Annotated in this window: 15 protein-coding genes and 1 pseudogene; 6 read left to right on the plus strand and 10 right to left on the minus strand. The window is 43.9% G+C overall.

What is annotated here, in order from left to right; all coding sequences use genetic code 11:
* Window positions 1–162 precede the first annotated feature (162 nt).
* From R8G66_25275 to R8G66_25285, 3 genes and pseudogenes are all read left to right on the plus strand, one after another.
* The gene (locus R8G66_25275) at window positions 163–954 is read left to right on the plus strand and encodes a DUF481 domain-containing protein (protein ID MDW3195712.1); all 792 of its coding nucleotides are present in this window, start codon (window positions 163–165) and stop codon (window positions 952–954) included.
* 103 nt (window positions 955–1057) lie between these two features.
* Window positions 1058–2803, plus strand: a complete 1746-nt coding sequence (locus R8G66_25280) for a 3'-5' exonuclease (protein MDW3195713.1) — start codon at window positions 1058–1060, stop codon at window positions 2801–2803.
* 221 nt (window positions 2804–3024) lie between these two features.
* Window positions 3025–3483: pseudogene (locus R8G66_25285) on the plus strand (outer membrane beta-barrel protein).
* A gap of 74 nt (window positions 3484–3557) precedes the next feature.
* Here R8G66_25285 and R8G66_25290 read toward each other — a convergent pair.
* Window positions 3558–5237: an amino acid carrier protein gene (locus R8G66_25290; GenBank protein ID MDW3195714.1), complete on the minus strand. Its 1680-nt coding sequence runs from the start codon at window positions 5235–5237 to the stop codon at window positions 3558–3560.
* 137 nt (window positions 5238–5374) lie between these two features.
* Here R8G66_25290 and R8G66_25295 point away from each other — a divergent pair, with 137 nt between their 5' ends.
* Window positions 5375–5758: a RidA family protein gene (locus tag R8G66_25295; GenBank protein ID MDW3195715.1), complete on the plus strand. Its 384-nt coding sequence runs from the start codon at window positions 5375–5377 to the stop codon at window positions 5756–5758.
* A gap of 82 nt (window positions 5759–5840) precedes the next feature.
* Here the strand turns inward: R8G66_25295 and R8G66_25300 are convergent, their stop codons facing one another.
* Window positions 5841–7757 carry a DUF3857 domain-containing protein gene (locus R8G66_25300; protein ID MDW3195716.1) on the minus strand — a complete coding sequence of 639 codons (1917 nt, stop codon included), beginning with the start codon at window positions 7755–7757 and terminating at the stop codon, window positions 5841–5843.
* A 164-nt stretch (window positions 7758–7921) separates the two neighbouring features.
* Here R8G66_25300 and R8G66_25305 point away from each other — a divergent pair, with 164 nt between their 5' ends.
* Together R8G66_25305 and R8G66_25310 are read left to right on the plus strand one after the other, a co-directional pair.
* Window positions 7922–8506 (plus strand): Crp/Fnr family transcriptional regulator, encoded by a 585-nt coding sequence (locus R8G66_25305; protein MDW3195717.1) that lies wholly within the window; start codon window positions 7922–7924, stop codon window positions 8504–8506.
* Between the two features lie 81 nt (window positions 8507–8587).
* Window positions 8588–9439 (plus strand): hypothetical protein, encoded by an 852-nt coding sequence (locus R8G66_25310; GenBank protein MDW3195718.1) that lies wholly within the window; start codon window positions 8588–8590, stop codon window positions 9437–9439.
* A gap of 95 nt (window positions 9440–9534) precedes the next feature.
* Here the strand turns inward: R8G66_25310 and R8G66_25315 are convergent, their stop codons facing one another.
* The 8 genes from R8G66_25315 to R8G66_25350 form a co-directional block, all read right to left on the minus strand.
* Window positions 9535–11508: a hypothetical protein gene (locus R8G66_25315; GenBank protein ID MDW3195719.1), complete on the minus strand. Its 1974-nt coding sequence runs from the start codon at window positions 11506–11508 to the stop codon at window positions 9535–9537.
* A complete protein-coding gene (locus R8G66_25320; protein MDW3195720.1) occupies window positions 11498–12508 on the minus strand; it encodes an AAA family ATPase in 1011 nt (336 codons plus the stop codon). The genes R8G66_25315 and R8G66_25320 overlap by 11 nt, the downstream gene beginning before the upstream one ends.
* 7 nt (window positions 12509–12515) lie before the next feature.
* Window positions 12516–15146: a transglutaminase-like domain-containing protein gene (locus R8G66_25325; GenBank protein MDW3195721.1), complete on the minus strand. Its 2631-nt coding sequence runs from the start codon at window positions 15144–15146 to the stop codon at window positions 12516–12518.
* Window positions 15143–16495, minus strand: coding sequence for a DUF58 domain-containing protein (locus R8G66_25330; protein ID MDW3195722.1), 1353 nt, complete (start codon window positions 16493–16495; stop codon window positions 15143–15145). Before R8G66_25330 ends, R8G66_25325 begins: the two co-directional genes overlap by 4 nt.
* 75 nt (window positions 16496–16570) lie before the next feature.
* On the minus strand, window positions 16571–17839 hold the full coding sequence (locus tag R8G66_25335; protein ID MDW3195723.1) for a replication-associated recombination protein A: 1269 nt from the start codon (window positions 17837–17839) through the stop codon (window positions 16571–16573).
* 146 nt (window positions 17840–17985) lie between these two features.
* Complete coding sequence (locus tag R8G66_25340; protein ID MDW3195724.1) at window positions 17986–18867, minus strand: EamA family transporter; 882 nt, start codon at window positions 18865–18867, stop codon at window positions 17986–17988.
* Window positions 18868–18874: 7 nt separating this feature from the next.
* Window positions 18875–19891: a GntG family PLP-dependent aldolase gene (locus R8G66_25345; protein MDW3195725.1), complete on the minus strand. Its 1017-nt coding sequence runs from the start codon at window positions 19889–19891 to the stop codon at window positions 18875–18877.
* Entirely contained in the window at window positions 19881–21200 is a 1320-nt protein-coding gene (locus R8G66_25350; GenBank protein ID MDW3195726.1) for an HTTM domain-containing protein, read from the minus strand. Before R8G66_25350 ends, R8G66_25345 begins: the two co-directional genes overlap by 11 nt.
* Window positions 21201–21657 lie beyond the last annotated feature (457 nt).

Here is a 21657-nt window from a genome sequence, read left to right on the forward strand (position 1 = left end):
ATTTTCCTGGTAAGTTGAGTTGCAAGATTCAATACATTTGAGAGTGAGTACGCGCTTTTTTGGGAAGCCCTATGTGACTAAGAAACTTGGCCAATTGCGATTATTTCATGAAATTCAACAACGTATGCTTAATCAAATTCCGTAGCGATTGAGATATTGAAAATGAGTATAAAACGAACCTCCCTTATTGTAGCTATTTTTCTATGGACCAGCCAATTAGAAGCACAAATCATGAAAGTGGATCGGATAGACGTCACTGCAGACTCCAGTTATTGGTCAGGGAGCGTTGATTTCCAACTTGATGTCAACAATCAAAGTGCAGAAGAAGAGGAGAACGCCACCTTTGTTGGCACCACACTCGATGTTGATGTGAGCTTCATTGGTGACAATCACCTTTACAAACTGATCAATCAGCTGCAATACTTTTCAACCGGGGTGGGACCATTCGTCAGTACCGGATACGGCCACTTCAGGATACAATGGCTCAGGAAAAAGAACTTCTCCTATGAAAATTTCGCTCAGGTACAATACGACCAGGGAAGAAACTTAAAATGGCGGGGCCTGACTGGCGGTGGCATCAAGATCAGACTATTTCGAAAGAAAAATTCTTATGTCCATTACGGACTGGGGGCCATGTTTGAACAAGAACGATGGACAGACTTTGAGAGCAATGTGATTGAAAAGAACCTCCTCAAAATGTCGACTTATTTTGGTTCTGAAATGGACCTGGGACAAGTAGGGAAAGTAACAACAACCCTCTATTTTCAGACCGGGTACGATGCAGATGATGCTGTTCATAGAAACAGGGTCAGTGGCGACCTGGCTTTGGAATTTGAAATCACAGAAGTCCTCGGGTTTACGAGCAACTTCAGCTTACAATACGAAGACAAACCGATCATCGACATCAACAACATCGTGTACTCGATCACCAATGGGATCACCCTGAATTTTTAAGAGATCTTTCCCTCTCTCTATTATTTACAGTACCCGAGGATCAGTAAAATTCAAGACAATGAATCCTTAGGTAAGAAGAATCAGTTTATTTTGAGCTTGCATTATGAAATTCACCGAAGAACAGCTAGCTATCATTCAATCGGATACAGACTTGAAAGTCAATGCGGTCGCAGGGTCTGGCAAGACCTCTACCCTATTGGCCTATGCAAAACAACACGCTGATAAACGCATCCTTTATCTCGTTTTCAATAAATCAGTCAAAGAAGAAGCCAAATTAAAATTTCAGGAACAGGGCTTGCGCAACACCACGGTAGAAACTGCTCACTCGCTGGCTTACGGCGCAATGAGAAGCAAGGGTCATATTGAGTTACGACACCAGGGATACACGGCTTTTGACGTCAGAGAGCTGCTTCAGTTTTCCATGGGTGATCTGATCACTGAAATGAAAATTGCCAGTCATGTGGTCAAGATGGCTTCTTGTTTTTGTAATAGCCAGGAATTGAAGCTGAAAGACTGTCCCTATCTATCCTTTTTGCCTCCAGGGCAGGAGCGCCAGTTTGCAGAAGAATACTTTGACCTGATCCATCAGTCGACCAGAGACTTTCTAGGTCTGATGCACCGACGAAAGCAACCCCTGACACATGAGTTTTACCTAAAACAATACCAGCTCTCTCAACCTCGCCTGAATTATGACATCATTCTGTTCGATGAAGGCCAGGATGCCTCAGGTGTAATGTTGGATATCTTTCTAAAGCAAGCTGCGCGAAAAGTGATTGTCGGAGACCAAAATCAGCAGATCTATAGCTGGCGATATGCGATCAATGCACTCACTGAAGTTGATTTTGAAGAGAAGGTCCTGACAAATAGTTTTCGCTTTCCGCAGGACATTGCTGATATCGCCAACGATGTATTGGCCAGAAAAGAACACCTGGATTATCCAAAAAGTCCAACAATCAAAGGATTGGCTGAAACCAGATTGATGACCAGTCCAGCCAGAGCCACCCTTGGGCGGACCAACTCTGGCATCTTAGTGAGTGCCATCGATCAGCTGATTGAGGAAAAAGAGATCAAGTCACTGTATTTCGAAGGAAATTTTGAGACCTACACCTACGCGGATGAAAATGGATCCATCTGGGACATTCTCAATTTGCACCAGGGCAAAAAGCACCAGATCAGAAATAACCTGATCCGAGGCATGAAGGGCATGACCCAACTCAAGGAATATGCTGAAGAAACCAATGACTCCTCGTTAAAAGGCCTGATCGAAATTGTGGTAAAGTATCAGAGTGAATTGCCATATCTGATCAAAAAAATCAAGAATGCACAGGTAGAGGTCGATGAGAAAGACAAGGCAGACATGATCTTTTCGACGATACACAAAGCCAAAGGGATGGAGTATGATCAGGTGACTTTAACTGCTGATTTCCTCACAGAAGACAGACTACTGGAAACCATCGGATCCGCTGACAAGGCCTCTCTTGATAAAGGACGGCTGGGTGAAGAAATTAATCTACTATATGTTGGGGTCACCCGAACCAAACAACAGCTCAACATGCCTAACGACTTGCTTCCGGTGGAAATGCAGGAACCGGAAGACGAGAAAAAAGGAACTGGTTTTTTCGACCTACCCGACTGGAGGTTCTCGCAGCAAGAAAAATCCAGTAAATCGATAAAACAAAGCAGGCAAACCAATCCGAATGCCTATAAGAAATGGACCGCTGCAGAAGATCAGGAGTTGCAGGATCGCTATGCGGAACAACAACCCATAAAGCGTATCAGCCAGGAAATGGGCCGAAACAAAGGAGCAATCTATTCCCGCTTGAAAAAACTTGGATTGGCAGAAGAATAAATTGTCTTTACTAAAGTTTTTAATCTGACATTCATCTTACCTATTTGAAAGGTCTATCGAAAAAGTGGCTCTCGCCTTTCTAAATTTCATTTAGCATTGCAGAACCTAACCACAAACTAATGAAGAGCATCCGCCAAGCCCTTTGTTTGCTATGTCTATTATTTGCCACTGTATTGACTGCTCAGGAAGATTATCTGGCAATTTGAACAGGCTATAATAGCACAAGTTTAAACTCATCTTCTAATTCAGATATCTCAATAAGTCCCAGAAATACGTGGCACGCGTCACTGGTTTACACTTATATTTCAGAGAATAACCTGATTGGATACTCCATAGAGCCCGGTTACATGATCAAAGGCTCAAGAGTTGGGAATGATACCACGGATTACAAGTTCAACTTCCTGAGTGTTCCAATCTTGTTGAATTTCTACCCAATCAAGAAACTAATGATCAGTGCAGGGCCTGAAATAGGCTATCTCCTTAATGCGAAAAATATCGTGAATGATTCAACCAAGGTCAAAATACACGATGTTTATGATAATCGACTGGAAATTTCAGGTATCATAAGCGCGAGTTACTCCATATCCTTCTTTGCAGACCTGGGAGTACGATATAACAGGGCTTTTACCTCGCTTTCTGGCAATGACGTGACGTTAAAAAGAGAAGACCTTTTCAGCTAGTACTTTCAGGTTTTTCTTACTTTGAAAATAGCTAACTAAAAGGCCTTCGTATATCAACTTAAGTAATCAGAAGATTACTCAGGAGTCTTCTCTTCAGGCCACTCTTTCTTGAAGTTGCCCCAGAATTCGTCCACTGTACTTTTCATGTCTTTGCGGAGTAGGAAGATACCCACTAAGTTAGGTAGGGTCATCACAGCAATGGTGATTCCTGAAAGGGTCCAGATGATGGTTGTGTCCGTAAATGCTGCCAGACAGAAAGCAATTACGTACACGATACGGTAGTAAACTACTGACTTACTTCCAAACAAGAAAGTCATGGCCCGGTCACCATAGTAAGACCAGGAAATAGCCGTACTAAACGCAAACAGCAGCAGTCCAATCGAAACGATGTATTGCCCCCATTCGCCAAAGAGCCCTTTCTGGAAGGCAATAGCGGTCAGTGGCGCACTATGAACCAGCGATTTTCCTCGAAGTACCACATCCGAAGAACTGGGCTTACCATCAACAATGGACAAGGCTCCTGAATACAGATTCCCTGTTTCAGTGTCGAACACCAATACTTTTTCGGCCAGAGATCTCGCATGGATCACCGACACATTGCCGGGCAAAGATCCATTGCTAACACGTGCTTCTCCATTGAATAAAGGAAGCGGTGCTTCTCCACTGATGTGGCCATATAGCAGTGCTCTTCCATCTTCAGTCGCATCAGTGTAGGTACCTTCGACAATGGCCAAATCTGACAACTGGAATTCGTTTTGATGTTTTTCGTTCCATACCCCAGACGATAAGAGTACCAGTCCGGTAACGGTACAGATCACGATGGTGTCTATGAATGGCTCCAAAATGGCAACCAAACCTTCTGACACGGGCTCATGTCCTTTTGCAGATGCGTGGGCGATTGGCGCACTACCCTGACCCGCTTCATTGGAAAACAAGCCTCGACCTACTCCTTTGTTAAAGGCAAAAGCAATGGATGCTCCCAGGAATCCGCCAGAAGCTGCAGAACCGGTGAATAAGTCAGCGAAAATGGATACAAATGATGATCCAATATTACCCAGGTTAGCAAAGATCACCGCGAAGGCTCCTATGAAGTAGATGATGGCCATAGAGGGCACTAATTTCTCGGTCACTGCTGCAATACGTTTGATACCACCAATGATGACAAATCCGAGCAAGATCGCCAGCACCACACCAGTTGCTACTTTATCGATCCCGAAGGTCGCAAAGAGTGAATTAGAAATACTATTGATCTGAGGCAAGCTACCCGTCCCAAAAGATGACAATACGGTAGCAACCGCAAAAATTGCTGCCAACCAGCCCATGTTCAACTTGTTCTTCATGTAGTACATCGGACCACCAGCCATGGTACCATCTTCCGCTTTTTCACGGTACTTATGCGAAAGCGTTACCTCCACAAACTTGGTACACATACCGACTGCAGCCGTCATCAGCATCCAAAACAAAGCTGCCGGGCCTCCGATGTGTACTGCCAGTGCTACACCGGCGATGTTTCCGGTTCCGACTGTTCCTGACAGGGCGGTAGCCAAAGCCTGAAAGTGAGAGGTATCTCCTTCGTCATCCGCTTTGTCAAACTTCCCTTTGACCACTTTGATGGCAAACCCAAAGTATCTGATCTGTGGAAACTTCAGATAAATGGTGAAGAATAGTCCCGTACCGAGCAAAGCGTAAGGAAACCATGCTGCACTTCCGATGTAGCTATCGATCAGGGCCAGAAAATCATTGAGTTGCTGCATACAATAATTGAGGTTAGGTAAATCGCAATCCGACAAAAATAAAGATATTGCCCTAGCGACCAAGACTGGGGAAAATTTAATTATACCTGTTAAGTGAATGACGTTATAAATGGTGACTAATCACCTTTGATATACCTATGGCAGAAAGAACAAATTTAAGCTCGGGTGCCCCCTGGGAGGCACATGTTGGTTATTCCAGAGCAGTCAGGATAGGAAATACTATCGAAATTTCCGGAACCGCGCCTGTGAAAGATGGACAAACCATGGAAGGCACACCCTATGAACAAGCAGTCAGGTGCCTGGAAATCATACAGGAGAGTCTGGAAAAACTGGGCAGTGGTCTAAAAGATGTCATACGCACCCGCATGTTTGTAACCGACATCAGTCAATGGGAGGCGATCGGACGTGCGCATGGTGAGTTTTTCAAGGACATCAACCCTGCAACCAGCATGGTGGAGGTTTCTCAACTCATTGATGAGCGGATGGTTGTCGAAATCGAAGCTACAGCGATTGTGCAGTAAATGGAGTACTTTAATCAATAGGCCGGGTCTCGCCAGACCGGGTCGCAAACGCACGCTATCTAAAGTAACCCATAAGGTATCATCAAGTCTTCTTCTTGACCAGGATTACCGTATTGTCCAATTCCTCTATCAATGCATATGCTTCTCTTAGTTTAGGATAATATCGTACATCGAATGAATTGGTCCGGGTCCAGAACAAAAAAGTGATATTGGCGGTATTCCCTCGTTGCGTAACATTGAACGACACATCCAACAATCGATTTGGCAATCGAATCAGCTTACTTTCTGGCAAGGATTCGAAAGTGTATTCATCCGACAATTCTATGTTCAACTGATAACTGTAACGTTTCCTGTAGAAAAAATCTACAGGGTAAGAACGCTCCTCGGCCTTTATTGGATTTTCATCAAAAATCAATTCATCAAACGTCAATGGGATCAGGATCAGACCATCTTCCACCTCCTTGGCAATGCTGGCAGTGACTTTTCTGGAAGTCAATTCGTCTTCTGCCATCTTCAGATCTTGCAATTCCCAGTCAGGCTTGAATAAATCCTCCAGTTCATCATTAGCGGAAACCATTCCATAATCCTCCATGGCGAGGATCATATCTGCAAGGATGGAGTCTCCAGCAATGGTAAGGTTCACCTGGCTTGTTTTTTGATCTTTTGCCGCTTTGGTTAGATCCTGCCATTCGACTTGATTGCCCAACACCAAACCTCGGCCATTCAAAAAATTACTACTCAAGTAGCCAAAAGGCATGTTTTGCAGTGGATCTAACAAATAAGTCTTCCCATCGATCTTCAATCGGACCACTGTCGCAATCAGCTTATCACTAAACGGATAATTGTAAGAAATAACACCATTGAATCTTGGACTGAAAAGAACCGGCTGCGCATCGAGTCCAGCTTGTCGCAGTACCTGAAACAAGGTAAGTCCCATTGAACTTGCATTACCCGTACGTCCTTCCATCATTTTCTTATAACCTACATCCGGATACACCCCATAATATTTGTTCCAGACAAATGTCTTTTTGAAATCAGAGTAGATGGCCTGTGCTCTTTCCAGTGGATCTTCGGCCGTTGACAAAGTGAAAGCTTCTTTAAAATCCTTTTTGCCCGTATAAAAAAGCTTGAACCTATGACTGTTCTGCAGGTCTGTAGTAACATCCTGCCAGGTTTTTAGAAAGTTCTTTTCATACTCCGGCGTACGCAGTGTCTGAAGTTGAAAGACCAACTTGGAAATATAATCCTCGCGGGTAGTCATGAAAGGTTCCTTGCGGAAAGCAGGAAGGTCTTCCATCAACCAAAACGCCTTCAAATCCTGATAGGTGTAGCGTCCGAAAGTTTTCATCTCTCTGTCCAATTCCATTTTAGACGCCTTGGCATCAAAATATCCTTGCTTTTGAAAAACGTACACATAAAAAGCTGGGATTGTCACTGCAAATCTGCTTCGCTTCACCGGAAAGTCCTTCTGAAAATGCCAATCGTCTAATCGGTGGATAAATGGCGAATGTTTGACATAAGCAACTTCAATCACCGAACCTACCTGTACATTAGGTAGTGAAAAGGAAACCTCCCTGGCATTTTCATCCAATTCCGTCTTGTAAATATTTTTTTTACTGAGTGCCGACTTTTCTATACGGCCTGAATTCACATTGAAGTTGTAGGTAGAAGACCCGCGTATCTCCACCGTTTCACGTTGATCCGCCATTTTACCCGACTGATAGAGTCTGATTTTGACATTTCCCAACCCCAAGGCATCGGTTTTCAAAATCTTAACCCGGTATATACGTTCAGTAGAAGCCACCCACGTATTGATAGAACGATCATAACGTACTTCCGTATGGCCATCGTTAACCAGATAAACAGCTGAAACATCTTCCGATGAATCCTGCGCTTGAAAATCGAGCATATTGACAGCCCTTGGTTTCTCAAGTTGGCAGTAACTGATAAAAAAGGAAATACAAGCGGCGGAAAGCAATACAATTCTTTTTGTCATCATGGTTTGTCATTTTGTTGTCTCGCGATGGTATGGATGCGTCACGAATCAAATACAGAGGGAAAGATACGCATTCGGATGATAATAGAGGATCCTCAAGCCAATTTAGAAAATAAGGAGCTGGTTCTGGTAGATGAGATTTAAATTTCTGTCAATTTTATTCGTCCATGATGTCAGATCCCCTCTTAGAAAACTTCCAGTTGCACATTGAATTGTCACAGGAGGATTATCAGCGGATACGTAACCTTTTTGTAGACGAAATCTTTCGTAAAGGGCAATACCTGATCCAGCCAAGTCACTTTGTACATCATCAATATTTTGTACTCGAAGGAAACCTGAGGACTTTCATGATAGATCACAAAGGCAAGGAACATACTTTACAATTTGCTGTGGAAGGTTGGTGGGTAAGTGACTACCTGTCTTACTATCAAAATATTCCTTCTGCCTTGCATGTGGAGTGCCTGGAAGAATGCCACCTGTTGAAGGTTTCAAAAACTGATTTAATCAATTCATTCGATGAATTTCCAGTTCTTGAGCGATTTTTCCGAAAACAACTTGAAAATGCTTTTGTGGCGTTCCAACAAAGGATTCTTTCCAATTTGCAAGATAGCGCTGAAGAACGGTATTCGGCCTTTGTTGAAAAGTATCCTTCCATCGAACAACGTGTCAAAAACTATCAAATCGCCTCTTATCTTGGTATTGCTCCAGAAAGTCTAAGTCGTTTGAGAAAGCAAAGAATGAACTCGCTTTAGGAAATTCTCTTCTTAACCTAGATCAATTTTTCAATCTATTCGTGCCTCTAGCTTCGTATCTCGAAATAAACACAGATACACATGAAACGAATAACCTATCTATTTACTCTCCTCACTTTGGTGATCAATTTAAGTGCTCAAACGCTGACAAAAGAATGGGAAGTAAGTGGACTTGAGGCCCCCGAATCGGCGGTATTCTACAATGGAAACTACTATGTCTCAAATGTAGCCGGACAGCCCGCAGAGAAAAATGGGTTAGGATACCTTACCAAAATTGATAAAAAGGGCATCATCTCAGAATTAAAGTGGCTTGAAGGGTTTAATGCCCCAAAAGGTCTGGCAGTCTACAACAATCAACTTTTTGTAGCAGATATTGATCGAGTGGCTGTGGTGGATTTGGCTACCACGGAAATAGTAAAGTGGTACGATGCAGCTGGCGCCACCTTTCTCAACGATGTTGAAGTGGTAAACAATAGGGTTTTCATCTCTGATACTTTTGGAGGAAACTCCATATATGTCATCGAAAAGGAAGAAATCTCTTTATGGCTAAAAGATGAACGCCTGGATTACCCAAATGGCTTAATGAACGATGGAAACAAACTACTGGTAGCTTCCTGGGGTGTGGTAACTGATCCTGCAACGTTTGGCACCGATATACCAGGAAAACTAATAGCGGTAGACCTGAAAACTAAAAAGATCCAGGATGTCTCTTCATCCACCGGAAACCTTGACGGTCTGGTCAAATGGAAAAAGAACTACATCGTCTCAGATTGGATTGCCGGAGGGATTTTAACCATTGATAAAAAAGGCAATTCCAATCAAATTCTCGACATGAATGCAGGCTCGGCAGACCTAACCTACATTTCCGAGGCCAACCTTTTACTTGTTCCACAAATGATCGATGGCAAATTGACAGCATTCAGCGTTAAATAGTTAAACTAACAATGTAAGCCTTCATAACACCTTAAGTTGTGGAGGCTTTCACTTTGATGACTATTTTTTTTTGAATAAAAGGTTCTTAATTTCACTTACTTCAAAACGCGATTCACTCCAAAAAGGCGATAAATCAATTCCGCCGCCGGATCCTCATACTTATTGATCTTGAATGCTCCTGAGAAATATGCTGCTCCTCCGGCCTCGTCCACTACTTCATAGGTTGCTGTGAGCCCTTCTTCTGATTCTTCGAATCCAATCTTCACCACCGGCCAGCTTCCTTCCTCTGTCCAATCGACATTGACACTTTCCAGCTCCTCTACAATTAACTGTGCGCTTTCATTATCAGGCGTTGGCTCAAGCTGAAGCTTAAATTTCATGGTCGACTCAGAAAAAGGCACCAACTGAGGAAAACTTTTATAAAAGTCCATCAAGTGTTGAGCGGACTGGTCCGTTTGACCCTTTTCGTCATAGGCCAGACTCAATGCTTCATGTACCCTTGCAATCAATAATTTCTCATGATCCGTATCAAGATCAGGTGCTTCCAGGATAGCGTTCAATCGTCCGATCCCTCTGTCCACCTCATTATCCAGCAAGTAAAACCTGGCGATGTAGTAATTGAGGTATTTTTTGATGCCCTCACGAGGTTCATTGGCCAATTTCTTTTCAAACAGACGGATAAAGTAGTTGGGATTGAAATCTTTGATCAATTCCCATATCTCATCGAAAAAGATCGTGTTTTCCGAAGCGAAAATATTGTAGAGTACTAAAAATCTTTCCGGGTTGACTGACAATTCACTCGTTAACAGGAGGTGCGCATTTTCCTTTTGGAAGTAGTGTCCGGCCATGTCCCACAAGTCACTGCCATCCCGCCAATAATTGCGATTCAGGAATTTGATCTCATTCATTTTGCCCTGATGGTACAGGTATTCAAACAGTTTGGTATTGCGATCATACTGCACTTTCCCCCAGGTAGAATTGATGTGCAATTCTTTGAAGTTAGCAGCCTTGTCTCGAAAGGTTTTAGCTTCCGCTAAATCACCAGAATAATAATTGACCCGTGCCATGGCAATGTTGTTCCAGCCATAGCCTGGTGAAGGACCCATGATGTCCATCGAGTTCTGGACGATGCCTTTTGCTTTTCCCAGATCATTCTTGAAAATATTGATCACGGACTGCATGTAGTCAAACTCTTTTGTTTCTTTTTGAAAGTAGCCATCTGAGTCTCTCTCCAAATCATAATACTTCTCTGCCTCTTCAAACCTGGCCTGAATGAATTGCAGGTTGCCGTAATTATTATTGGAAAGTCGACCCAATCTTTTGAGGTTCTTCGCACTAAATTCCGCGGAATCAACATTCAAGAGATAGGAATAAACAATGTCTTTGTAATGCCAATAACTACCTTCTATGGGATCAAAACCACTGGTGATGTACTGGCTGATGAATTGATAGTTTTTGCGATTGTTGATCAGGATGGAGTCTGCATATTTTGACGCCAGTTTCACATTCCCCTCAATGCTTGAACTTAGGAAGGGGTACTTTTCAGAGGTATAGACCCTGTTTTTGTGATACATCCAGGACAGGTGGGCATAGGGATTTACTTCCCAATTGTAGATGAACTGGCGGTCTAACAGCTTCCTAATAACAACAATGCTTTTGTCCAGCTGATCAGTGTTATTGTAGCATTGAATGAGTAGATCACACAAAATGGCATATTTCCGCTGTATCTCGTAGATCCCCGCATATGTCTGTAAGTCTTTGATACGCCGAAGCTCTCTTCGATAATCCTTCTCCATCAAGGTCAGGCCTTTCTTGAGCGGTTTGAGCGCCAGCTTATATCCTAGCTGGTCCGAAGCTCTTAAATACCGATAAATACCTTCATAGTAGTAACCCGTGTAATAGGTACTATCTATCTGAATGAACTTCTGAGACAATTCATAAGCTGCTCTGCTTCGGAATGAATCACGGAAATCACGTTCTAGCCGATCGATTTCCATGCGCTGCGCCCGAACGGAAAACGACCCTGCCAGCAACAGGGTCAACAGAAATATGCCATGCCTATTTCGCATCGAACGAAAGCTTAAGCCTCGCCAATCGCTTGATTTCTGATTTCACAATGGTATTGAGTGCATCTGCTTCTGCACTTTTGTTGCGAAATAACAGCCGGTGGTGCAATACCGGGTGTACCAGTTGTGTCAGGTCATCTTCAATGACATAAGCGCGTTTCTGAATCATGGCATGAGCTTTCAGACATTTCAATAGGATGATCCCACTTCTCACGGATGCACCAAGTGTGATCGCTGGATTACTTCTGGTGGCCCTGATGATGTTATTGACGCCACGTACAATCTCATCATGAACAAAAACTTTATCCGCTTCTGACTGCAAAGCCAATACATCTTGCAAAGTCAACACACTTTCAGTAGTCGCCTCGAAATTGGAGATCTCCAGGTATTTCCGGTAAATCTCAAACTCGACCTCTTCGGCAACATAACCAAAACTGATCTTCATGAAGAAGCGGTCTAATTGAGCATTGGGAAGTGGATAGGTCCCTTCCATCTCAATGGGGTTTTGTGTGGCGATCACAAAAAATGGCTTTTCCAAAGGATAGGTCTGATCACCCATGGTGATTTGATGTTCAGCCATGCACTCCAGCAACGCCGATTGTACTTTAGGTGACGCTCGATTGATCTCATCTGCGAGGAGAATGTTCGTAAACAAAGGTCCTTTTTTGAAAATGAAATCCTTCGCAGATTCATCATAGATGTGAGAACCCAACAAATCCATCGGCAACAAGTCCGGTGTAAACTGGATCCGATTGAAATCCGCATACCCTTCCGAACTTTCCTTACTTGAAATGGAATGAGCAAGTGTTTTCGCCATCACGGTCTTTCCTGCACCGGGATTGTCTTCCAGCAAGATATGACCTCCGGCGATCAGACAGGTAACCACTTGCGTGATCTGCTCATGGTGACCTTTGATCACTTGCCCGATATTACTGATCAGCTTATCTGCAGAAGTCTCGCCAGGGCTTTGTGTTTCGAATTGTTCCGATGGTGCTTCTTCCATGGTATGTCTATGTAATGTTCAAATTAATCAAATAATAAAACCAGCGATTGACCTTCAGGAAATTCAAAAGGCGGCTCCCAACAGAGAACTTCACCCTGAATTTTTTCTGGAAATCTTCATAAAAATCATGAACGAAGGCCTCTTCTTCGCTGGTCAGGTTTTCGTTGCTGTACTTGATCTTCAGGTAAATCTCCATCAGGTCTGTATATCGCGTACCTAGCAGTGTATCCACTGTAGCTTTTGCGTAAACCGAAGGTGTCATCAGTCCCCGTCCGTATCCCATCTGATTCATCAAAAACTGAATGATCGGATACAGGGCGATGGTTTTTTCTTTTGCCGAGGTGTTACTCTTGTATCCGGATTTGATCAACGAATAGTGAATGAACGGTGCTGACAAAAGGACAAATACGATCAGCGCAAGCAATGCAACAGCATATCCAATCCATTGATTTACTGCTTCGCGAATGGTCGTCTCATCTTCTTCTGGAATCTCTTCTTCCGGTTCCGGATTGACCATGATCTCCTGGACCAGGATGTTATCCGGCAATCGATCTGCAAATTGTTCATTGGATTCGGAGCGCCGTTTCTCCCGCATGTTTTGAATGCGTAAATCAAAAGAAGTAACTACGGCAGTATCTCCAACTTCCAGATCTGCCAGTGAAAGTGTATCGTATTCGGCAATCACTTTTGCGGCAGAAACATCCAGATCAAACGTCTTTGGTTCGTCCCAGGACATGGAAGTCTTCTTCAATACCATGAGGTCGGCATCCAGCGTCAATGCTTTAGTAGCTGTATCCAATTGTGTGATCACACCTTTGGCCACAAACTGTGGTTCTACTGGTGGCAAGGGCGGAGTTCGATCCGGTTGATTCGTTTCTTCTGCATCTTCATTACTTATTGTCAAATCGAAATCCAGCCAACCATATTCCGGGAAATAGACTTGTGTCCAGGCATGTGCCTGATCCGCATAGAACCAGTACCAGCCTGGATTGTTGTGACTCCTGTTCACGGTAAGAAACCCTACTGCCATTCGAGTAGGAATACCCTGGGATCGCAGCATGAAAAGTGTAGACGCGGCAAAGTAGGTGCAATATCCTTTTTGGGTGTTGAACAGGAAGTTGTTCAATAAGGACAGGTCCGGAATATTGGGATCGGTTGGAGAGCCAGGCGTCAAAGTGTATACAAAACGCGGCTCGCCGTTTTCGTCCTTCGACAAAAAGTAATCACGAAGTGCAATGACTTTATCGACGGGTGTCTTCGCATCCTTGGTCAGATCTGCAGCCAGCTCGCTGATTTTGTCATAAACGCCTCCGGAAGGCATTCGAGTATAGTAGTCAAGGTATTCCTGAGAAACCTCCGTATAGTCTTTGACCTTTCTCAATGTATTGAATCGTTCTTCCTGGAATTGCTTCAATTCTGGTTCACGCGTGTTGTAAACGAAATAAGCACTGTTCAATGCAGAGACTTCCGACTGCACATTGTAGGCAAACTTGTACTGATCCCTAAAAGCAGCTTCCACTGAAATCGGCTGACAGGAATAGGCCGTACTTGGCGCCACAAATACTTCCGGGTCCAGTTGGTTGATGTAGATGGTGCTCTGAATGGGTTTGATAAACTTCTCCATCTTATCATTCTCCAGCACTTCTTCGTCTATTTGGACATAGTAGTTCGGGATCTGTGTCGGGTTCGGGAGAAATAGATCATCGGCCAATCCTTCCGGGTCTACCTCAAAACGTTCCAGTTCTTCATTGTACTGATTGAGGTGATACAAAGTGATGTATTGTGGGTTAGGCACGCCATTATCCAGGAAATTGTCCATATAAGCCGTGAAAAGCAGCTCTTCCGACTGCCTCAGCCTGGGCCTCAATTCCGTATAATCTTTCAATCGGAATTGGTCCTTTTCATTCCGATCCATCATATTATCATCCTGACGATCTTCATTGCTTCCTCCCTCACCTTCTCCGTTCTGCTGCGCTTGCAGCTCCTGATCTAGCTCTGAAAACTTGTTTTGCAACAGCTCAGTGGTTCCCCAGAAAAATAAGAACAGAATGGAACAAAACACGGCAATGCGCAACAGAATCTTTCCGTAATTCACCTGACTTTGGTGACGAATGCTGTTCAACAATTCTTTGGCAAACAGAACATAAAACACGTATAGCACGGGCGGCGCAATCAGCCAGGACAGTTGATTGGCATCATATACGCCTACAGAAGACAGTGCAATGGCCGAAATGGTCAATACGAGCAATGCGTAAATGATCAGAAAATAGCGCCATCTGGCGATCCCAAAACCTGCGAACCAACCCAAAACAAACAACGTCGCATTGATACGGAATCGACTGGCGATGTAATAGGAATCGAACTCATCGAATGGAAAGAATACGATGCTTTGATAAATGAAGTAAAGGACTACCAGCAGTGCACCGAAGACAATGAAAAAACGCAGGCGGGTGCTGTGCAGTGCAAACGCCAATACCATGGCTCCGCCAAACACCGTGACCAGTCTTCCGGTATTGATGAACAACAATGAATAATGCTCACTGATATAGTTGAGCAAGGGATAAGAGACGATCAGCGTAGGCAACACCAACAGGATCAAACCCAAAAACAGGTTCTTTTTCTTTTGCTTTACCGTCATATCAGTTGTCCCTGGAAATCCATACCACTTGCTAATGCTACAATTTTCTCCTCATTTTTCCGGAGCTTTCTTCGTTGAGCAGAAAGTATCCACTTCAGTTTGCCAACCTCACTCTGGTCATCATTTCGCAAGATCATGTTCGACCAATTGATCAGGTTTTGTTCATCCAGGTATTTCGAAACCTGCACGATGAATAGCGTTATAGATCTTTTTCTAATCAATGACTCTAGTTGATCTGCCGGAATCATCGAACTAACACACACGACACTGGAACTGGCGATCGTAGGAAATTGCTCATCCAAATTTCCGTCCTGCCACTGGGCACAACTCAGGAAATAACCCAGCATGTCCTTTTTGTCTACGATAAGGCTATCCCCTACTTCCTGATCCATGCTAAACTCAACCTTTCTTCCCGATTTTTCAATTTCAATACACGTATTAAAGATGATGTCCTTGTAGTAATCCAGCATCCCGATCGCAAAGGGTGAATCCTCGGCTAACAGGGAGTTTTGAAAACTTGCAAAGAAGTGTAAATGCGAAGCAAATGGATTGATCACTTCCGGAATACGAACAACAAGCTCTTTGTTCTTTGCGAAAATTTTCCAGACAATTCGTCGAACGTCATCCCCTGATTCAAAGTCTTTGTAATTCAGAAAATCACCTTCTACTTTTTTACTGGTTGTCACTTTTTCCAGTTCTTCTTTTGCTTTGGAAGGTGGAATATCCGTTTGAGACACCTCACGCTTTTGTGAATAGAGATAAAAAGTCTTTTTGTCCTTTTTGAGCCAGGAAAAGCGAAAGAACTGCAAATAATCTTCGATAGAGAAAATGTAGCTCTTCACCTGATACTGTGCCCTTTTCGTCAATTGCAGATCGGCTTGGCCTGCTTTGGCCCGTAAATCTTTCCAGCCTCCGGAAAATTGATTGATCACGATTGGCCCCACCATCGCCCCATCTTCAAAAACAAGCCAGGTTTTCAGGTAGCCTGCCAGTGGCATGATCGCTTTAGAAATGCTCAAAGTAGCCGGAACTTCACCCGCTTCGCCTTTCTGACCATCTTCCAACCCAATGGATAGTTCGACCTGTAATTGTTTGGATTTAATGGCCAGGAAAAGCCAGCAGATCAACGTGTATAAGCCTCCTAGTCCAATGATGGCGCCGGCAAAAATGGCGCTGAGCCAAATGAATACATCAAGGAATGGAGCATATTGAGATTCTTCGCCGTAGTACTCGTTGCGCACGAAGAGATATAGTAGCAAGGCGGCCATAAAAAAGACCAACCCATTCCTTTTCAAAGGAATGAACTGCGTATAAAATCGAATAACAGATAAAAACTTATATCTCGTCATGCAATAGTCTGTTCTGTGCCGAGCAAAGATCAGCCAAGTTAAAACGGATTGTCTGACCGATGAAGTTAAATTAGGTTAATACCCATACTTCTCCTGCCAGCGAGCTCTCAAAAATTTTCTGAGTTCTTCCTCACGTGGGTTCTTGCCTGGGTCATAGAATTTGGTATTAGACAATTCGTCTGGCAAAAATTCCATTGCCGCGAAGTTGCCCGGATGATCGTGAGCGTACTTATACCCCTGACCATAACCAGAGTCTTTCATCAGTTTGGTTGGTGCATTTCTTATCGCCATTGGAACAGGCAAATCACCCTGTTCTTTCACCGCCTTTTGTGCAGCCCCGATGGCCATGTAGCTGGCATTACTCTTAGGTGAGCTCGCCAAATAAGTGGTGCACTGACTCAAGATGATTCGGCTTTCGGGATACCCGATCAGGTTCACCGCCTGAAAACAGCTGGTAGCCATGACCAGTGCCGTAGGATTTGCATTGCCTATGTCTTCAGAAGCAAGGATCACCAGGCGCCGGGCAATAAATTTTACATCTTCTCCGCCCTCAATCATGCGAGCCAAATAATAAACCGCTGCATTGGGATCGCTACCTCTAATGGACTTGATGAACGCACTGATGATGTCGTAGTGCATTTCTCCTTGCTTGTCATAAAGGATCGTCTTGCGCTGAGCAATATGAATCACTGTTTCGTCTTCTACGGCAATCTCAGTTCCTTCCTGGCTTTTGACCACCAACTCGAACAGATTCAATAGCTTGCGCGCATCTCCTCCGGACAGGTTGAAAAGGGCTTCTGTTTCTTTGAGTTCTACTTTCAGCCTTTTTAGCTCCTCGTCCTGGGCAAGGGCCCGATCGATGATGTCTAATAAGTCTTTTTTCTCCAGGTGATTCAAGGTGTAGACCTGGCTTCTGGAAAGCAAGGCACTGTTCACTTCGAAACTTGGGTTCTCTGTAGTGGCGCCAATAAGCGTGATCGTTCCTTTTTCAACTGCTCCCAATAGCGCATCTTGTTGGGCCTTGTTGAAACGATGAATCTCATCGATGAAGAGAATGCTTTTACTTCCTGGTCGCACTTTCGCGATGACTTCCCGGACTTCCTTCACCCCTGCACTGATCGCACTTAGGGTATGGAAGGGCAGCTTCACCTCATTGGCAATGATGTTGGCCATGGTCGTTTTCCCGGTTCCGGGAGGCCCCCACAAGATCATCGAAGGCACTCGCCCTTGTTGTATTGCCCTTCTAAGTACGCCCTTCTCCCCCACCAAATGGTCCTGACCAATGAGGTCATCCAGCGATTTTGGGCGCATGCGTTCTGCTAAGGGAGAATGATCTTGAAACATCAGGACTAAAGTAGTGATTCTGGATTAAGAAGGGTTTTGTGAGGTCGTGGAATTTTCTTCGAAAGGTCTCTAAGAATAGCAAAATCCCCCGCCTTTCAGGCACCTCCTACGCGGGCCGCCCTTTGAAAAGGGGGATTTTCGGTAGATTATTTCCGCAACACGATCAAGTTGCTCAGAAGAATTAGAGAGATACCTCCAATCGACCAGACATTCAACGCGTAACCTTCCAGCAAAACGGAGATGACCAAAGCAGTGACCGGAATGGTAATCAGTACATAAGCCGCTCGATCCGGGCCGATCTGACCGATCAAAGTAAGGTAAGCTCCAAACGCGGTGATGGAACCAAATACTGATAGGTAGAGCAATGAAAACACATATTCTGATTGCACATTGAATGTGGGGGCAATCCCCGAAAAAACAGCAATCAACGCCATTCCTAACGCGCCGTAGATCATACCAAACCCATTGGCTTGCAAGACCGGAATGCCCTTCGACTGATTGGAAGCAGAGGTGACATTACCAAGAGAGGCAAATACAACAGACAATACAAGAACAGCCACACTGTAAACTGGAATGGTTTCATAGTGAACACCCGTCAGGTCATTATAAAACAAGGCGAATGTTCCAGCCAGTCCAAGTCCGGCCCCTAAAAAGACTTTGCGGACCGTTTTCTTACCCAGGAAAATCGTTCCGAAAAAAATATTGAAAAAGATAATGGTAGAAAAAGCGACAGCCACCAATGCACTCGTCAGTTCTTCCTCCGCTTCATACACCAGCCAGTAGTTCACCCCAAACAGCAGTACACCCTGAAGGGCCATTCGAGCATGTTCTACGAGGGTAAACTTCAAATTGATTTTTCGGATCAACGCGTAAGCCAACAAGATAAGACCAGCCAGAAAAAACCGGTAGCTCACAGACCAAAGCGGATCTACCTGACCCAGTTGAAACTTGATCACGTACCACGTAGACCCCCAAATCAATGCGGGGACTACAAAAAGAACAACCTTTGAACCGCTGTATTGCGACATGATTGAATCAGGAGATTTTTTTGAATACCTTGATCAATTCTTCCAGGTGCGCATTGGTAAAATCCAGGTGCGTTACAAAACGAACGAGCCCTGGTCCAAATCCTACGGCAGCTACACCATTAGCACTGAGCTGATCCAACATCCATTTTTCAGATTTCCCTTCCAAAGCCAGGATCACAATATTGGTATCTACAGGATACACCTCTTTGACATAAGAAATTTTCGCTGCTTCATCACCGATGGTACGTGCACGGTCATGGTCTTCCTTCAACCGATCTACATGATGATCTAATGCGTAGCTACAAGCCGCTGCCAGGAAGCCCGCCTGACGCATGCCACCGCCAAATACTTTTCGGACTCTTCGCGCTTGTTTGATGTTTGATTTAGTACCCAACAAAACAGAACCTACCGGGGCTCCCAATCCTTTGGAAAAACACACGGAAATGGTATCGAAAATGTCACCAAAATCTTTCGGCGAGATGCCTGACTCGACAATGGCATTGAACAATCGTGCTCCATCGAGGTGCAGCGCCAGACCATGCTCATCGCATACTGCATGTATCTTGCGCAATTCCTCCAATGAATAGTAGCTTCCCCCGCCTTTATTCATGGTATTTTCCAGCGAAACCAATTGGGTCCGAGGAAAATGAATGTCATCAGGATTGATGCTGGTCGCAATTTGATCTGCCGTCAAACGTCCCCGATCCCCTTCCAACAATTTGGGGGATAACATCGAATTGTAAGCCAGTCCTCCTCCTTCGTACAAATAAATATGTGAGTGCTTATGGCAGACTACCTCATCCTGAGGTTGGGTCAAAATCCGCAACCCGATTTGATTGGTCATGGTCCCAGACGGACAATAAAGGGCCGCTTCCATGCCAAAAAGATCAGCCACCTTAGCCTGCAAGGCATTGACCGAAGGATCAGACTCAAAGACATCATCTCCTACTTCTGCTGAAAACATAGCCTCCTGCATCCCTTTGGTCGGCTTGGTTACTGTATCGCTTCTAAGATCAATCATCATATTCTGGTGTTAACTTCCAATCGGCATGTCCGAAAAAATTCCACTTCACTTTCGTAAGATCAACCTCCGGATCTACCGGCCTATGTTTCGGATTACCATTCAAGGACATTTTAAAATGGGCGTAAACAGCTACTTCTTTCCATCCTTTCTCTTCGTAGATCGTTTTTAGTCGTTGCGCAAATTGCCAAGTCATGTCCGGGAAAGTGGCCACTTTAGCATATTGCTTGTAAGTCAGGTATTCTCTTGGATTGACCCATTCTTGCTTGCCTGACTTTTGATCCTTAACCAGATAATTGCCTGTCCCGCTTTTTGATCGCAGCATCATTCTCCAGCTATATTTATGACCTTCTTCTGTCCAATTCACATTTCCAGGAACAAACCAGTGGCGTAATGGCAATGCCACCTGAATAACAAGATAAATCACGACCGAATAGGTGGCCCATATGGGGAAAGTGCCTGTTTTGGGGGTTACGGGTTGCTTTTTTCGGAGGAATACTTTCCTAATGGATTCTCCCGGATAAAAGAACACTGAAAACAAGATCATCAGATAAGGGAAAATCCCAATCTGAAAAACAGCCGAATTGAACAAATTAAAGAATAAGGACAGGAAAAAGCCCAATTTTCTAGTTCTGTGGTTCAGCAACAAAAAGACGATGATACCATCATAAAGGATACCCCCGTAAGCAACGAAATAGTGCATCCATTCTTTTTGCAGCAATGGGCCAATCAGGAAGTAATTGCGTTTGATATGGAACCAAATGGCGATGGGTTTGGCTTGAAGCCAATCGGGATAAACTTTGTTGATGCTGGCAAAAACATAGACGATGGCCACCTGAGCTATGAACAAAAACACGAACCCATAGGAGGCTGTTTCTTTGCGGTTCGTCCATCCCAGTTTGACATCCACGGAATAGACTTTATGTGCTGGTAAAAAGGCCATTAGCCCAGAGAGAATGATCAGCAAATAGTAGTGATTGTTGTAGCTGGATTTTTGCATGACGTAAGAGCCAAACCACAACAAACAAAACATAATGGAAGAGAGGCGATAGGCAAACCCGATCATCATGAAAAGGCCAAACAAGCCCATCAGGAAAAAATAGTAGTACATGCCATTACCATCGAAAGGCTGCAACCACTCAAACCCAATGTAAGAGAACGTAAAATCAGGCTCTATGAATACACGACGGACCCATCCTGTAAGGATAGCCCCCCAGCATTCGGCCATCAGTAAAAAACCAAAGCCTATGCGAAACACAACAATGTTGCTGTTGTCGACTTCTCTGCCAAGAAATGCTTGTAATTGTTTCATAGGACTTGTTCGCAAGACGAAATTAGTCCATGAATTGCGAATCGGGAATGATGGTTCAAGGGAAATGACCTGAGGCTTACAAAAAAATTAAAATGGAAAATTGAAGGATGGAATTGCGGCGTTTAGCTGTTTGGGTTTATAGGAAAATCCTTGAAATACTAAAAAAAGAAAAGGGCACCCCGTCGGGACCCCTTTTACTAAACCAATGTGTTTTTCTAAAGAGAAATTATGCTTTCTATACGAAAGGACCTTTCATATTGTTTCCAATTCTGCAGCAATTTAGCAATAATATTCTGTAATAAAAGCTTTTAACAAATTTTATAACCATAGTTTCCTTCACAAGAAAGTATTTTATATAGGTTTTTATACCATTTCAAACGTTTTCCTTACCATTTTCCAGTCCTTTTTACTACCGGCCCATACAGGCTCTCTTTCTTAAGAATCTGGAAAAAACTTA

It is taken from the genome of Cytophagales bacterium (assembly GCA_033344775.1).
Classification (GTDB): Bacteria; Bacteroidota; Bacteroidia; order Cytophagales; family Cyclobacteriaceae; genus JAWPMT01.